13 protein-coding genes are annotated in these 15,294 nt (G+C 53.6%); 5 read left to right on the top strand and 8 right to left on the bottom strand.

Features of this window, described 5'->3' with window-relative positions:
• The first annotated feature begins 95 nt into the window (after positions 1-95).
• The 4 genes from ACT3R4_RS12385 to ACT3R4_RS12370 all read left to right on the top strand — a co-directional run bounded on the left by ACT3R4_RS12385 (position 96) and on the right by ACT3R4_RS12370 (position 4,268).
• Complete coding sequence (locus ACT3R4_RS12385; protein WP_441679205.1) at positions 96-725, top strand: hypothetical protein; 630 nt, start codon at positions 96-98, stop codon at positions 723-725.
• A gap of 199 nt (positions 726-924) precedes the next feature.
• The gene (locus tag ACT3R4_RS12380) at positions 925-1,899 is read left to right on the top strand and encodes a serine/threonine protein kinase (RefSeq protein ID WP_441679204.1); all 975 of its coding nucleotides are present in this window, start codon (positions 925-927) and stop codon (positions 1,897-1,899) included.
• 237 nt (positions 1,900-2,136) lie between these two features.
• Positions 2,137-2,688, top strand: a complete 552-nt coding sequence (folE, locus tag ACT3R4_RS12375; RefSeq protein ID WP_193054364.1) for a GTP cyclohydrolase I FolE — start codon at positions 2,137-2,139, stop codon at positions 2,686-2,688.
• Between the two features lie 122 nt (positions 2,689-2,810).
• Positions 2,811-4,268: an NAD-dependent succinate-semialdehyde dehydrogenase gene (locus ACT3R4_RS12370; RefSeq protein WP_441679203.1), complete on the top strand. Its 1,458-nt coding sequence runs from the start codon at positions 2,811-2,813 to the stop codon at positions 4,266-4,268.
• A 92-nt stretch (positions 4,269-4,360) separates the two neighbouring features.
• Here the strand turns inward: ACT3R4_RS12370 and purH are convergent, their stop codons facing one another.
• From purH to ppa, 8 genes are all read right to left on the bottom strand, one after another.
• Positions 4,361-5,941, bottom strand: coding sequence for a bifunctional phosphoribosylaminoimidazolecarboxamide formyltransferase/IMP cyclohydrolase (gene purH, locus ACT3R4_RS12365; RefSeq protein ID WP_441679202.1), 1,581 nt, complete (start codon positions 5,939-5,941; stop codon positions 4,361-4,363).
• A gap of 50 nt (positions 5,942-5,991) precedes the next feature.
• A complete protein-coding gene (gene fis, locus ACT3R4_RS12360; RefSeq protein ID WP_087105564.1) occupies positions 5,992-6,315 on the bottom strand; it encodes a DNA-binding transcriptional regulator Fis in 324 nt (107 codons plus the stop codon).
• Entirely contained in the window at positions 6,312-7,352 is a 1,041-nt protein-coding gene (gene dusB, locus ACT3R4_RS12355; protein WP_441679201.1) for a tRNA dihydrouridine synthase DusB, read from the bottom strand. Before dusB ends, fis begins: the two co-directional genes overlap by 4 nt.
• 88 nt (positions 7,353-7,440) lie before the next feature.
• Positions 7,441-8,352: a 50S ribosomal protein L11 methyltransferase gene (gene prmA / locus ACT3R4_RS12350; protein ID WP_441679200.1), complete on the bottom strand. Its 912-nt coding sequence runs from the start codon at positions 8,350-8,352 to the stop codon at positions 7,441-7,443.
• Positions 8,353-8,456: 104 nt separating this feature from the next.
• Complete coding sequence (accC, locus tag ACT3R4_RS12345) at positions 8,457-9,797, bottom strand: acetyl-CoA carboxylase biotin carboxylase subunit (protein WP_172116518.1); 1,341 nt, start codon at positions 9,795-9,797, stop codon at positions 8,457-8,459.
• Positions 9,798-9,827: 30 nt separating this feature from the next.
• Positions 9,828-10,295 (bottom strand): acetyl-CoA carboxylase biotin carboxyl carrier protein, encoded by a 468-nt coding sequence (accB, locus tag ACT3R4_RS12340; RefSeq protein ID WP_441679199.1) that lies wholly within the window; start codon positions 10,293-10,295, stop codon positions 9,828-9,830.
• 334 nt (positions 10,296-10,629) lie between these two features.
• Positions 10,630-12,510: a protein-disulfide reductase DsbD gene (dsbD, locus tag ACT3R4_RS12335; protein ID WP_441679198.1), complete on the bottom strand. Its 1,881-nt coding sequence runs from the start codon at positions 12,508-12,510 to the stop codon at positions 10,630-10,632.
• 186 nt (positions 12,511-12,696) lie between these two features.
• Positions 12,697-13,227 (bottom strand): inorganic diphosphatase, encoded by a 531-nt coding sequence (gene ppa / locus ACT3R4_RS12330; RefSeq protein ID WP_087105558.1) that lies wholly within the window; start codon positions 13,225-13,227, stop codon positions 12,697-12,699.
• Positions 13,228-13,521: 294 nt separating this feature from the next.
• On the opposite strand from ppa, the gene ACT3R4_RS12325 reads away from it, so the two are divergent.
• Complete coding sequence (locus ACT3R4_RS12325) at positions 13,522-15,240, top strand: bifunctional protein-serine/threonine kinase/phosphatase (protein WP_193054357.1); 1,719 nt, start codon at positions 13,522-13,524, stop codon at positions 15,238-15,240.
• Positions 15,241-15,294: the final 54 nt, after the last annotated feature.

Below are 15,294 nucleotides of genomic sequence, written 5' to 3'. Positions count from 1 at the left end.
TCTATTTTTCGCTACCCTCCTTCCTGCCCGCCTGACTTTTGCTCGCGGTTGCGCTAGCTTGATATTTCATTATTGCTTTGAGAAGGATCTCAATCATGGGATGGCTCAATGAGCACGCCCAGGCAATTTCTGCTATTGCCAGCGTCCTTACCCTGTTTGTTTGGGTTTTCTATGCTCAGCTTCTTTATAACGGCTATGTTCGGCAGCGACGTCCGCGAATTATTATTAACCGGGGCAAGGGCGTTGGGCTGGAGGCCTTATGCTTAATAAGTAATATGAGCAATGAGGCTATCTATATTCAGCACCTGGTGGCTGTGCTACATGCCCAGGAAAGAGATTACGAGCTCGATATTGTTGAATACCAACAGCAGGGCGATGAAGAGCATGAAGCCGCTTTCCGTACCCACCAGGGCCCGCTTAATTCGGGTGATTACATTCATATTCAATCATTTGACAGGATCCTGAAGCGGCTCCTTCAGCACTGGGGTTTAAAAGAAGACACTATTAAACAGCAGAAACCTCAGCTTGAAATTCGGGTGATTGCCATCTATGGCTCAGAAGACATGCCGGTTGGCGCCGCACGCCATTTTCATCTTGATATTTCGGCTGAGCCCGCTCGGCAGCTCAACCCCTGTGACGTGGATACGCATCGTATGAATAGCAGGCGCGATCGTAAACGAGTCTTAAGTTGGGCACAAAATATAGAAATACATAAATCAGATTAGCCTGCTTTTGTCATGTAAATTTCTCTAGGCTGCACGGTTTAAAGCTATGTGTTGTTATCTTCGTGCCCTTTTCCTCCAGGCGTTCCCCGAAGAAGGTGTACTAAAAGCAAAGGCTCAGTGCATCGATAGTGGGGCGTTCGTCAGAACGTTTCCATGCAATAGTTGATAAGATAGGCGCCCCGTTATGCAGGAGCGATCCATGTCACATCCTTTTAGTGCGCTTTCGCCCGACACGGTTATGTCGGCGGCCGAATCGGTTGATATTTGGCCCGCAGGCGAGCCTTTTGCGCTCAACAGTTATGAAAACCGTGTATTGATGTTTCGTGATGATGATGCCCGTCACTGGGTAATCAAGTTTTACCGTCCCGAGCGCTGGTCGGATGCTGCGATTCAAGAGGAGCATGATTTTTTAAAGGAATTAAGCGAGGCCGGGGTGTCGGTTGTCGCACCCTGGCGTAATAGCGCGGGGCAGTCATTGCATCATTACGCAGCGTTTCGCTTTGCTCTTTTCCCCCAGTGTGCAGGCCAAGCGCCTGAGCTTGATAATCCTGAACACCTCTTTGCGCTGGGCGAAGTGTTAGGTCAGCTGCATAACGTATCGCAGCGCAAGGCATTTCAACACCGCCCGCGTTTGGAGCTGGAAAGCGGTATAGAAGTGGCACGACAGCGCGTTGTGGGCAGCCAATGGCTCGACAAGTTTCAGCTTCGGGCGTATGACGCGGTGATTCAAAAGCTGCAGCATCGGTTGGCGCCCAAGGCGTTGGACCCAGCATCGTTAATACGTTGCCACGGTGATTGTCATTTAGGGAACGTACTGGGTCGAGATGAGCATTTTTCCCTGGTCGATTTTGATGACTGTGCGATGGCGCCCGCCATACAGGATATATGGATGTTGCTGCCCACTGATGAGCCGGATAGCTGGCGGGCGCAGCTAAGTGAGATTAGTGAAGGCTATGAGGAGTCACTAGCGTTTCCTCATGAACAGATGTCGCTCATTGAGCCGCTAAGGGCTTATCGCTTGATTCGGCATAGCGCCTGGTTAGTTTCGCGCTGGGACGATCCAGCGTTTCCGCGTGCTTTTCCATGGATGGCAGATAGCGGCTACTGGGATCAGCATATCCGTCAGTTAGAACAGCAGTGTTTGCAGCTTGAGCGTCCTGTTTGGTTGGCTTAATAGATCTTTTGACCCCTCTGTTGTCGTAAAAATTATACGTTGAGCGCCTTAAAAGTCGTTGCGACGCTGCCACCGAGTGGCCAGGTACGTTAAAATAAGCGCATAAATCGCCTTTGGTACGTTTAGTGGTTTCTGTATGCTTGGGCATTGTTTTGTAAGGTTGTTTTGCTTGCGTGCTGGTTACTTGATAAAGCAATAACGAGCGAGTGAGCGGGCACCGCTTTAATGAGAATGACTATGACCGACGATATCGCCCAGCACTATCGCCAAATTATTACCGCCCTTGGCGAAAATCCGGACCGCGAAGGGCTGCGGGATACACCAAAGCGTGCAGCCAAAGCCATGCAGTTTTTAAACGCGGGCTATCAGCAGTCGCTGGAAGAGATTATCAACGGCGCGGTGTTTGAATCGAAGACCGATGAAATGGTGTTAGTAAAAAACATTGAGCTTTACTCAATGTGTGAGCACCACTTATTGCCGTTTATTGGCAAGTGTCATATTGCCTACTTACCTGATGGCAAGGTATTAGGGCTTTCCAAATTTGCGCGCATCGTTGATATGTATGCGCGGCGTATGCAGATTCAGGAAAGCCTGACTCGTGAAATTGCCGATGCCGTCCAGCAGGTAACCGGTGCGAAAGGAGTAGCGGTTGTCGTTGAGGCGCGCCATTTATGCATGATGATGCGCGGCGTTGAGAAGCAGAATTCGAGCATGTCGTCATCGGTAATGCTGGGTGGATTCCGTGACAACCCCGCGACGCGCCAGGAATTTCTAACGCTTATTAACTAAACGAATTTCTCCACGGCCAGGATGACCATATTTGCCAAACACTTGGTTAAATACGCCGTTTCGTCTTAGCATGAAAGCGTAAATATGAGCCCACAGGGCCATCCTTTGGCCAGGAGTCTGTCATGGAAGCGCTAAAAGAGACACAGCTGTATTGCCCCTTTGCCTATATCGACGGCAGTTGGGTAGCGGCTGAAAGTGGAGAACAAATTAACGTTATTAACCCCGCCACAGGCAAACCGGTGGGGGATATGCCGCGATTAGGTAAAGCTGAAACCGAACGTGCCATTGAGGCGGCTGATGCTGCTTTGCCTGCCTGGCGGGCATTGACCGCTCAAGAGCGGGCCGACATGTTGCTTAAGTGGCATGACCTAATGCTTGAGCATCAGCACGACCTTGCACTGCTGATGACCTATGAGCAGGGCAAGCCGGTTAAAGAGGCTGAGGGCGAAATTGCTTACGCCGCCAGCTTTCTGCGCTGGTTTGCCGAAGAGGCGCGGCGTGTATATGGCGAGACCATTCCTGCAGCAAAAGCCAACCAGCGTATTGTGGTAACCAAACAGCCGGTGGGCGTTGTAGGAGCGATTACTCCGTGGAATTTCCCCGCAGCGATGATCACGCGTAAAGCAGGTGCAGCGCTAGCAGCAGGTTGTACCATTATCGTTAAGCCCGCTAGCCAAACACCTTTCTCGGCAACGGCGCTGGCGCTCTTGGCTGAGCGAGCAGGGATACCCCGCGGCGTCTTTAATGTGGTGCCAGGCAGCGCCGCTGACATTGCTGAAGCGCTAACCCAGTCGCCCAAGGTGCGTAAAATCACCTTTACTGGCTCTACGGAAGTAGGCCGGACGCTGATGGAAAAAGCGGCGCAGCATGTGCAAAAAATATCGCTTGAGCTGGGCGGAAACGCGCCGTTTATCGTTTTTGAAGATGCTGACCTTGATGCCGCCGTTGAGGGCGCGATGGCAGCCAAGTTCCGCAATGCAGGCCAAACGTGCATTTGCACCAATCGGTTTTTAGTTCAGTCCAGTGTAATTAACGCGTTTTGCGAAAAGCTCGCGGTTGCCATGAACAGTGAGCTGCATGTTGGCGATGGTGCTCAGCCAGGCAACAATATTGGCCCGCTCATTGATGAAAATGGGGTCAAGAAAGTCAGCGAACACGTTCAGGACGCTATTGATAAAGGTGCTGAGTTGCTGCTGGGCGGTCATCCGCATCCGTTAGGCGGTAACTTCTTCACGCCTACGTTAATCAGCTTTGCCGATGCCAGCATGAAGGTTGCTCAGGAAGAGACGTTTGGCCCGCTAGCGGCGGTGTTCCCGTTCGACGACGAAGAGACCGCTATCGAAATGGCCAATGATACGCAGTATGGGCTGGCGTCCTATTTCTACTCCAGCGATCTTGCTCGTGTATGGCGCGTGGCTGACGCGCTTGAATACGGCATGGTGGGCATTAATACCGGGGCTATTTCCAATGCGTCGGCGCCGTTTGGTGGTGTCAAGGCGTCAGGGCTTGGCCGTGAAGGTGGTCATCAGGGGCTGGAGGAGTACTTGGAAACCAAGTATTTATGCATTGACCTTGGCTAGTGTCGGTTAAGGCATTCTGAGCGTTATATTCATAAAAAAACCTCGCAAGCAGTGCTTGCGAGGTTTTTATGGTGCTAGCGCTAAAGCACAGTTTAGTGACGGAAGTGGCGCATTCCGGTGAAGACCATGGCAATGCCCGCTTCGTTGGCAGCATCAATCACTTCCTGGTCGCGCATGGAGCCACCAGGCTGAATAACGGCGGTAATGCCCGCAGCGGCGGCGGCATCAATGCCATCACGGAAGGGGAAGAAGGCATCAGACGCCATAACGGAACCAGGTACAGAAAGGTTTTCGTCGGCCGCTTTAATGCCCGCAATTTTAGCGGAGTACACGCGACTCATCTGGCCTGCGCCCACGCCAATGGTTTGGCCGGCTTTGGCATACACAATGGCATTGGATTTGACGAATTTGGCAACGCGCCATGCGAACGCCAAATCGCGCAGTTCCTGTTCTGAAGGTGCACGCTCGCTGACCACAGTAAGCTCGTCGCGAGTCACCATGCCCTGGTCACGCTCTTGTACCAGCAAACCTCCGTTAACCCGCTTGAAATCAAAGGCGGGCTGGAGGTTGCCAGGCCCATGAGCGCTGACATCCAGCAGGCGGACGTTTTTCTTTTCAGCGATAATCGCAACGGCCTCATCGCTCACCCCGGGTGCAATAATGACCTCAACAAACTGACGGTCAACAATTGCTCGCGCGGTATCGGCTTCAAGCGGTGTGTTGAAGGCAATAATGCCGCCGAAAGCACTGGTAGGGTCAGTTGCAAACGCTTTGTCATAAGCCTCAAGCGCCGTAGCGCCGATGGCAACGCCACAGGGGTTAGCGTGTTTAACAATCACGCACGCCCTTTCATCAAACGCCTTGACGCACTCAAAAGCCGCATCGGTATCGGCAACATTGTTAAATGAAAGCGGTTTGCCTTGCAGCATGGTAGCTGTCGCAACACTGGGTTCAGACGCTGTAGGGTCAACGTAAAAGGCAGCCTGCTGATGCGGATTTTCGCCGTAGCGCATGTCCTGCTTTTTATGCAACTGAAGATTAAAGGTACGCGCGAAGGTGGCATCACTCTCGCTGACTTTACGGCCCAAGTACTCGGCAATAGCGCCGTCGTAGCCCGCGGTGTGCTCAAACGCTTTAACCGCAAGGTCAAAGCGTGTAGCGGTGCTCACCTGGCCATCATTGGCGGCCAGTTCTTCAAGCACGCGCGTGTAGTCGTCGGCGTTAACTACAATAGTGGTGTACGCGTGGTTTTTAGCGCAGGCACGGACCATCGTAGGGCCGCCGATATCGATATTTTCGATGGCGTCTTCCAGGCTGCAGTCAGGTTTGGCAACGGTGGCTGCAAACGGGTAGAGATTAACCACGACCATGTCAATCGGGGTGATATCGTTGTCAGCCATTACCGCGTCATCCTGACCACGGCGCGCCAGAATACCGCCGTGAATTTTAGGATGCAGCGTTTTCACTCGGCCATCCATGATCTCAGGGAAGCCCGTATGTTCGGACACTTCGGTGACCGGGATGGCATTTTCCTGTAACAAGCGGAAGGTGCCGCCCGTGGACAGTAGCTCAATGCCGCGCTCGGTAAGGCTGCGGGCAAACTCAACAATACCCGTTTTATCGGACACGCTTAACAGCGCGCGGCGAACAGGAGTAGCGGTACTATCAACCATGAATAAGCTCGTGTGCAGAGTGGAACAATAAAAACAACAACGCCCCATGGTTATGGGGCGTCACCTTCGATAAGACCGTAAATCTTGAGTTTCTTGCGCAGTGTACCGCGGTTTAATCCCAGTACATCAGCGGCGCGTGTCTGGTTGCCTTCGGTATGCTCCAGCACGCAGGCCAGCAGCGGCGCTTCTACTTCGGCCATCACCATGGCGTACAGGTCGGTGGCCTGACTGCCATCGAGATGCTCGAAGTAGCGGCGCATGGCAGACTCCACGGCCTCTCTTAACGGCTGCGGCGGGGCGCTTGCCGCTGGGTCAGCGAGCGTACCCGCTAGTCGCGAGGGTAACTCGCTAGAAAGAAGATCGCGTTCGTTCATGCAGCATGGGTTCCTTTGGCTAATAGACGCTTGTCTGCGTCAAACGCCATGGCGTCGTTAATCCAATCAAATTGTGTTTCAGGTGATGCCAACGCATTGAATTGCTGTTTTAGCTCGCGGCGCTTTGTATCGCAAAAGCGCAGATCACTTTCGAGATACCAGCCAATATGCTTGCGCGCAATGCGTACACCCATCGTGTCGCCATAAAAGGCGTGCAGCGCCGCTACATGCCCGGCCAGCACGTGACGACGCTCCTCCAGGCTTGGCAAAGCCAACTGCTCGCCATGCTGTAGATAATGGGTTATTTGCTTGAAAATCCAAGGATTACCCTGGGCGCCACGTCCAATCATTACCGCATTCGCGCCGGTATAGCGTAGGACATCGGCTGCTTTTTCAGGACTTGTAATATCACCATTGGCAATCACTGGGATGGACAGACACGATTTGATATCGGCGATCGTGTCGTACTCTGCCCAACCAGTATAGCGCTGTTCGCGATGTCGGCCATGAACGGCGAGCGCCTGAATGCCTGCATCTTCTGCCAACCGAGCAATTCTCACGCCATTGTTGGATTCGGCGCACCAACCGGTACGGATTTTCAAGGTAACCGGCACATCCACCGCCTTGACCACCGCATCTAAAATATCGGCTACCAAGGCCTCATCGCGCAGTAGCGCTGAGCCAGCCGCCTTGTTGCAGACCTTCTTTGCCGGGCAGCCCATATTGATATCGATAATCTGAGCGCCCAGTTCGACGTTAAGGCGTGCCGCCTGAGCAAGCATCTGGGCGTCGCCACCGGCAATTTGCACGACCCGTGGGTCGGGCTCACCCGTATGGTCCATCCGTAGTTGGGACTTTCGGGTATGCCACAGGCTGGGGTCTGAGGTGACCATTTCGCCTACTACCCAGCCAGCGCCCAGCCGCCGGCAAAGCTGGCGAAAAGGGCGGTCGGTCACGCCTGCCATCGGCGCCAGTATGACCTGATTGGGCAAGCTGTAAGGGCCGATAGATGTCGATTGTTGCGTGGCTAATGTCATAGAGTTTGCGCTGCTGGATAAGCGAGTAGGCGTTCAGGGGGGCGTATGATACGCCTACTCGGAAGCGGAATGAAGGCTGTTTTGAAGATTAACCGGGTCGATGGCCTGTTAGTCTCACCCAGCCTTCACGAATGACAGGTTCATCCATCATTATGCCTTCTGCTTCGTAGGCCTTAAGCACGTCCTGGGCCTGGTTGGCAAGAATGCCTGACAGCGCAAGAAGCCCCTTCGGCGCGACATGTCCCGCAATCGTTGGCGCTAACTCCACCAGGGGGCCGGCTAAAATATTCGCAGTGACAATCGGGTAAGGGCCGCCTGTTAACTGCTCCGGATAATAGAGCGCGAGATTTTGCTCTGCAATATGATTGCGTTCGGCGTTATCGCGGCTAGCCTGCAGCGCCTGAGGGTCAATATCCGTGCCATCGGCGTGCTGAGCACCTAGCTTAAGCGCGGCAATGGCGAGAATGCCCGAGCCACAGCCAATATCCAGCACGTTCTTGTCGCCAAGTGTGCCATCAACCGCTAACTGATCAAGCCATTCAAGGCACAGCGCAGTCGTGGGATGAGTGCCAGTGCCGAAGGCTAAGCCTGGGTCTAAAATTAGATTGACTGCGCCTGCTTCAGGCGGCGTATGCCAGCTAGGAACAATCCATAAGCGCTGGCCCATCTGGAGCGGTTTGAAGTCATCCATCCACTCGCGTTCCCAGTCGCGGTCGGCCAGCAGCTCATACTCAATGGTGGGGCAGGATTCATCGGGCATTTGTTGCGCCCAAGCGCTTTCGATGCGGGCCAGCATGCTTTCCACGCCCTCCAGGTCATCGTACAGGCCGGTCAGAATGGTGTCCTGCCAAAGCGGCGTGGTGCCGCGTTCTGGCTCAAAGACGGGGTCATCATGGGCATCCTGAAGCCCAATGGCGGTAGCTCCCTCTTCAAGCAGTAGCTCTTCCAGAAGTTCAGCCTGTTCAGGTGCTACGTGGGCTTTGAGTTGCAGCCAAGGCATGGGGAGTCTCCGCGGTAGGCATAATCGATAACGGGGTGGGCTTGGCCACCCCGTTGGGTATTACTCGGCAACACTATGAAATGCTTGCTTGGCACATGGAGCGTTTAGCCGGCAAGTTTCTTTTCTAGATAGTGAATGTTGACACCGCCCTGGCGGAATTGGCTATCGCGCACCAGGTCTTTCTGTAGGTCAATATTGGTTTTGATACCTTCGACCAGCAGCTCATCCAGCGCATTACGCATGCGCGTTAACGCGATCTCACGATCCTCGCCCCAGGTGATCAGCTTGCCAATCAGTGAGTCGTAGTGTGGCGGAACGGTATAGCCTGTATACAGGTGAGAATCCATGCGCACGCCCAAGCCGCCTGGGGCGTGATACAGCGTCACTTTGCCTGGTGATGGCATGAACGTGCGTGAGTCTTCCGCGTTGATCCGACATTCAAACGCGTGGCCGTTAAGCTTAACGTCTTCCTGGCGAATCGACAGTGGCAAGCCTGACGCAATACGCAGCTGTTCTTTGACGATATCCACGCCGGTGACCATTTCCGTTACCGGATGCTCAACCTGAACACGTGTGTTCATCTCGATAAAGAAGAACTTGCCATCTTCGTACAGGAACTCGAACGTACCGGCGCCGCGGTAGTTAATTTCAATACAGGCCTGGCGGCACGCTTCCAGTACGTCGGCACGTGCTTTCGGGTCGAGGCCGGGGGCAGGCGCTTCTTCAAGTACTTTTTGATGGCGGCGTTGCAAAGAGCAGTCGCGGTCATAGAGGTGGATCGCATTGCCCTGACCATCGGCCAGAACTTGTACTTCCACATGGCGCGGTTTCTCAAGGAATTTTTCCATGTAAACCGTGCCATCGCCAAACGCTGCCTGGGCTTCGTTTTGGGTAATGCTAATGGCGGACAGTAACTGGTCTTCTGAATGCACGACCCGCATGCCACGACCACCGCCACCAGCCGCTGCCTTGATAATAACGGGATAGCCTATACGCACGCCAGCCGCCAGGCTTGCGGCCTCATCATCGCCCAGGGGGCCATCAGAGCCAGGTACGGTAGGTACGCCCGCCTTCTTCATGGCTTCAATGGCACTCACTTTGTCGCCCATTAAGCGAATGGTTTCAGCGCGCGGACCAATAAAGGTAAAGCCGGAGCGCTCAACTTGCTCGGCAAAATTGGCATTTTCAGACAAAAAGCCATAGCCGGGATGAATGGCGCTTGAGTCGGTCACTTCGGCAGCGCTAATCAGCGCGGGAATATTCAAGTACGACTGGGCCGAAGAGGCCGGGCCAATGCACACTGCCTCATCCGCCAAGCGTACGTGCATCAGCTCGCGGTCAGCCTTGGAGTGTACGGCGACGGTTTTGATGCCCAGCTCTTTACATGCCCGTAGAATACGTAGGGCTATCTCGCCGCGGTTCGCGATAAGTACCTTGTCCAGCATGGGAGAGTCCACCCGTGTTGATGTGAAAGATTAAGCGAGGACGATCATGGGTTGATCAAATTCCACCGGCTCACCATCTTCCACCAGGATGGCTTCAACCACGCCGTCGCGATCAGCTTCAATCTGATTCATCATTTTCATCGCTTCAACGATACATACCGTGTCGCCTTGCTTAACGGTGTCGCCTACTTCAACAAACGATTTTGCACCCGGTGCCGGGCTGCGGTAGAAGGTGCCGACCATCGGAGAGTTAACGGCTTCACCGCGGAAGCTTGCGCTGGCAGGCTCCGCGTCAACGCTTGGCGTTGTAGGTGCTGCGGGAGCCGGTGCAGGCGCTGCAAAAGGTTGGGAATACTGGGGCATTGGCTGGGGCTGCCAGGTAGCACCGTTAGGATGACGGCTGATGCGTACTGACTCTTCGCCTTCCTGAATTTCAATTTCGCTAATGTTGGATTCTTCGAGCAGTTCGATCAGTTTTTTTACTTTGCGAATATCCATATTGGGCCCCGTAGATAGATGAAGGTTGCTGCCTAACACGCTAGTGATAACGCTTAAGTATCGCAATATTTAGCGCGCAGTAAACCAAGTTAAGAAAAGAAGAGAACGCAGCATGATGGCGAACGTTACCCCTCTAACAGCTTAAAAATCGAGCATTTAACTAATGTGGAGGCGGAGTTTGCCGAAAAAAGCGGAACATGTCCAGCGCTAGTCCAGTGCAGAGCCGAGGCATAAAACGCGGTATGCCTTGATGGCTATCTTTACCGTTTAGCGAAGAGCATGCTGTTATCGGTACTCAACAATTGCCCCCAAGGTACAAATAAAGTTCAGGCTTTTAGCTTAATAGCCACTGTTTTAAGGATGAAAGATGCTCTGCAAGCGCATTGGCGGTGACCTCCCCTTGGATCCGCGCTGGGCGTATTTCTGCGCCTTGATCAAAGAACAGCAGGCTGGGCGGCCCAAAAAGCTGGTACTGGTTAAGTAGCTGTCTACTTTCAGGGGTCGTATCGGTGACATCGACGGCAATTAGCGTGAAGCCTTCCAACGCCTCAATAACACGTGGGTCTGGATAAACTTCACGCTCCATCACTTTGCATGAAATACACCAGTCAGCGGTGAAGTGGACAAAGGCGGGTTGATGGGCACTGTCTGCCTGAGCAAGAGCTGAGCGTAGTTCATCCAGGCTATCCACGGTTACAAAATCAAGTGCCGTTTCTTGAGTGGCTGTAGCGCTATGGGAAAAGTGCAGCGGTTGAAGCGGGTTATTATTGCCCTGAGCTGCGCCCAAAACGAGGGCAACCCCCCAGGCAAGCAGCATCAATCCCAGCGTTTGTCGCGCACGCGACCAACCTAACGGTGGGTTCAGACGTAACGCGCCCAGCGCCAGCGCGCTGCCTATCGCCAGTGCTGCCCAGAGCAAGAGTCCTACAGGCCCGGCTACAAGACGCTCGATCATCCAAATGGCCACACCCAGCAGCAATAAACCAAAGCCGGTTTTAACGCCGTTCATCCAGGCGCCTGTTCGCGGCAGTAGGGTAACGCCCAGCGTGCCGACCAGTAGCAGCGGCAACCCCATGCCAAGACCCAGCGCAAAAAGAACCGCGCCCCCAATAGCAGCGTCGCCGGTAGAGGAAATAAAGACCAACGCACCGGCAAGCGGCGCGGTAACGCAGGGCGATACCACCAGTACCGAAAGCGCGCCTGCCAAGGCGAGCCCTCCCGGGCCACTGCGTTGCGCCCGAGCTTGCCACGCCTCGATGCGGTGGGTCATGCGTGACGAGAAACGTAACTCGAAGGCGCCAAACATGGCGAGCGCAAACAGCGTGAAAAGTAACCCAAACGCTATTAATACAGGCGCCGACTGAAGGCGGGCCTGCAAGTTTAGGCCTGCCCCAAAGAGTCCCATTAAGACACCGACAACGGCGTAGGTCGTCGCCATGCCCAACACATAGCTTGCCGAAAGAACAAACGCACGCGGTTTAGTTGGATTTTGACCAACGATGATCGAGGAAAGAATGGGAATCATGGGTAAAACGCAGGGCGTAAATGTTAAACCCAGCCCGGCAATAAAGAAAAGACCCAAGGCCAGCGGCAGGCTTGCCTCGCTTAGTAAGGCGCTAAAGCGGCTGTCGGCACTTTGCGGTGTGTTCAGCGCTTGACGAGAAGTGTTGAGGTTTTCCGGCTCAGCGCTGCTCGCCGCTTGGGCAGGCGCGGCAACGCCAGTTGATGGGTGGCTGTTTTCGGCTAACCATTGGGTATATTGAGCAGGCGGCTGTGACTCAGCGGCCTGTAGAGGTACCTGTTCAGGTGGGTAGCAAAGCCCGGCATCGGCGCAGCCTTGAAAGGTAAGCTCAATGTCGATGGGGCCTGAATAAACGTGTTCAAGCGGTGTCTCAAACACCAGTATGTCGCGAAAGGTGTAGACATCGCCCATAAATTCGTCATTGGTAAAGGTGCCTTCGGGTAGAGCAGGGCTACCCAGTGCCACAGAAGGCGTTTGGCTTTTAACGTCAAACTGATGTCGGTAAAGGTAATAGCCTTCAGCACTTTGAATGCCGATATAAAGTGTTTCGCCATCGTGCCAAGCGGTAGGCTGAAATGCCTCCATTACGGGCAGAAACTGATCGTTGCTGCTGGATGAAAACCATTGTGCGTGGGCGAATAACGGTAGCCAGCAGAGTAGCCAGAATAAACCTAATCGTTTGACGGATAACACGATACATCCTTAACGGCGATATGGCTGAAAAGCACCCGCATTAACATGGCGCATAATATGGAACGAGCGCTTGGTAGCACTTGTGAAAGATCCGCGCGCAGTGATAAAAAATGGCTAGTGAGTGTAATAAGAAGGCCGCCTATTGGCGGCCTTCTTAATAGAGACAAAACAGCGCGTTTAGTTCACTTACGCCTTTTGGTAAGCGGCCGCTGATTTTTCAATAGCTTTACGCGCTGCTTCAACGCCTTCCCAGGACTCAACTTTTACCCACTTGCCTTTTTCAAGGTCTTTGTAGTTTTCAAAGAAGTGGGCGATTTGTTGACGCAGAAGCTCGGGCAGGTCGGTAACTTCCTGTACGTCATCATAAAGCGTGCTGAGTTTGGGGTGCGGTACGCATACCAGCTTGGCATCTTCACCTGCTTCATCGGTCATGTTCAGGATGCCGATGGGGCGCGCACGAATAATGCTGCCAGGCGCTACCGGGTGCGGTGTTACTACTAAGGCGTCGAGTGCATCGCCATCATCAGCCAGCGTATGGGGAATAAAGCCGTAGTTGGCGGGGTAGAACATCGGGGTCGCCATAAAACGATCAACCAAGAGTGCGCCCATATCCTTATCAATTTCGTATTTGATAGGCGAGTGGTTCGCAGGAATCTCGATCGCCACGTAAATATCGTTCGGCAAATCCTTTCCAGCTGGGATGTTATCGAAGTTCATCGTTGAGTCCTTAGAAGTTCTTGGGTGTTGCAGTGGCTAAGCAATTGATGCGTTGCACGAATAGTCGGGAATTATACGAAGATGGCTGGGCGATTGCCAATGCAACATGGGCGCAGCGCCGACGCTATCGCTTAATGGTAGCGGTAATTTGCTTTTATCGCAGTGGTCGCGACGTTTGGTGGGCATCGCAGTAAAGCCGTTGCGTGTATTATAGCGACCATGAAGTTTTGTCATGAAATTCTGTCATGAAGTTTTGTCATGAAATTCTGTTGAGCGGTTCGCCAAGGAGGATGAGTGGGGCATGCCCAGTTGCTGATCAGTTATGGTCAAGCGTTTGTTGCGCCTGACCGACGTTTGCATCGCAGCTCCATGTCGGTGCGTTTCCCTGATGCACCGCTATTAAAGGTCAAAGGGGGCTGCGCCGTTATCAGCGACTCTGTGTCGCGCAATACGCTGGCCAAACAGGCGGGTGATTTAAGTGTGCGTGGCTTTTTAGCGGATTACTTTTCTACGCCTGACCATTGGGACACTAAAACGTCAGCAACACGCGTGCTACGTGCACTCAATAGCTGGTGTTACAGCCAAAGCCAGCATGTAAAAGAGGGTGGCTTTGTTTCCTCAATGTCGGTGGTTGTCTTTCGTAAGTGCGAAGCGCACCTGTTTCATATGGGGGACACGCTGGTGTTTCGCTTGCGAGGCGCTGAGTTTGAACAGCTAACGCGAGACCATGTGACCGATATTGGCGGCTACCACTATCCGTCCCGGGCGCTGGGAATGGATGGCAGTGTGGACATCGACTATACCCATTTGGGCCTTAAACAGGGCGATATTTTTCTGTTCACCACGCGTGGCGTGCGCGGTACGCTGTTGCCTTCTGACTACGTACGCTTGATTCGCCAGGATGCCAGTGACCTTGATGCCGCTTGCGAACGCCTGGCCAGTGAAGCTAAGCAGCGCGCTCAAGAGCGAGGCTACGGAGGGGATCAATTTTGCTTTCAATTGGTGCGTATTGATGAGTTGCCGGAAGAGTCACCGGACGACCCGGGGCTGATTTACGGTGATTTGCCGATTCCGCCTGAACTTGCGCCAGGCGAGCGGCTTGATGGGTTGGAAGTAATAGAAGTACTGTCGCGTAATGCGCAGTCTCGTGTCTATCGGGTAAGAGACGTGCATACCGAGCGTGAAATGGCAATGAAGGCGCCAAGCCCTGAGCTATCGCTCCGTAATGCCTATCTGGAGCATTTCCTGCTTCAGCAGTGGATCGTTGAGCGGGTTAATTCGCCTTTTATCGCTAAGGTCGTAAAGCCCTCAAGACCACGCCGCTATCTTTACTACTTGATGCAGCATGTTGAAGGGGACACGTTGCGCCAGTGGGCCGAGCGGCATCCTCAGGCCAGCCTTGTCCAGCGCTTGGATATCGCAAACCAGCTGGGTAAGGCCGTGCAGGCGCTGCACCACCGCGACATTATTCATCAGCAGATTACGCCGGATAATATTTTAATTGATAGCCACGGTAAGCTGATGCTCAACGATTTTAGCGCGTGCCATATGCGTGAGGTCGACGGTCACCGGCATTCAGGTGAGTTGTTGCGCCAAATTGGTTTTAACGAACACACCGCACCTGAGTATGCATTGGAAGATAGCATTGGCCGTCGCAGCGATCAGTACTCCCTCGCTTCAACCGTCTACTGGCTGTTAACCGGAGAGCTACCTTACCAACTTACCCCGAACAAGTTGCGCAGTCATACGGATTTAGAAGAACTTAGCTATCGCAGCTCGCGAACTCATAACCCGGAAATTACCCAAGAGCTGGATGATGCCTTACGGCGTGCATTGGACCCACAGCGTGCGCTGCGCTTTAGGCGTCAGTCAGAGTTTCTGCATGCACTGCGAGTTCCGCTAGGCCGTTTGCCTGTTCAAGAGGACACTCGCCAGGAGCCACGTCGTCATTTCTGGCAAGGCGTCGCCGGTGTGTTGCTGCTGCTATTGGTACTTTCGTGGCTATTAAGGTGATGTGCTAGCTAAAAAAACGGGCGATGAGATAATCATCGCCCGTTTTGGTTACCG

The organism is Halomonas sp. AOP7-E1-9, assembly GCF_052376035.1.
GTDB lineage: Bacteria > Pseudomonadota > Gammaproteobacteria > Pseudomonadales > Halomonadaceae > Vreelandella > Vreelandella citrativorans.
Note: the sequence above shows the minus strand (reverse complement) of the source record. Positions and strands in the feature narration are given on the sequence as shown.

What these genes read in the sequence shown, in the direction of transcription:
- accB (WP_441679199.1), bottom strand. Translation starts at nt 10,295, where the DNA reads ATGGATATTCGCAAAGTAAAAAAACTGATCGAACTGCTCGAAGAATCC.
- ACT3R4_RS12370 (WP_441679203.1), top strand. Translation starts at nt 2,811, where the DNA reads ATGGAAGCGCTAAAAGAGACACAGCTGTATTGCCCCTTTGCCTATATC.
- prmA (WP_441679200.1), bottom strand. Translation starts at nt 8,352, where the DNA reads ATGCCTTGGCTGCAACTCAAAGCCCACGTAGCACCTGAACAGGCTGAA.
- dusB (WP_441679201.1), bottom strand. Translation starts at nt 7,352, where the DNA reads ATGACATTAGCCACGCAACAATCGACATCTATCGGCCCTTACAGCTTG.
- folE (WP_193054364.1), top strand. Translation starts at nt 2,137, where the DNA reads ATGACCGACGATATCGCCCAGCACTATCGCCAAATTATTACCGCCCTT.
- accC (WP_172116518.1), bottom strand. Translation starts at nt 9,797, where the DNA reads ATGCTGGACAAGGTACTTATCGCGAACCGCGGCGAGATAGCCCTACGT.
- purH (WP_441679202.1), bottom strand. Translation starts at nt 5,941, where the DNA reads ATGGTTGATAGTACCGCTACTCCTGTTCGCCGCGCGCTGTTAAGCGTG.
- fis (WP_087105564.1), bottom strand. Translation starts at nt 6,315, where the DNA reads ATGAACGAACGCGATCTTCTTTCTAGCGAGTTACCCTCGCGACTAGCG.
- ppa (WP_087105558.1), bottom strand. Translation starts at nt 13,227, where the DNA reads ATGAACTTCGATAACATCCCAGCTGGAAAGGATTTGCCGAACGATATT.
- ACT3R4_RS12380 (WP_441679204.1), top strand. Translation starts at nt 925, where the DNA reads ATGTCACATCCTTTTAGTGCGCTTTCGCCCGACACGGTTATGTCGGCG.
- ACT3R4_RS12385 (WP_441679205.1), top strand. Translation starts at nt 96, where the DNA reads ATGGGATGGCTCAATGAGCACGCCCAGGCAATTTCTGCTATTGCCAGC.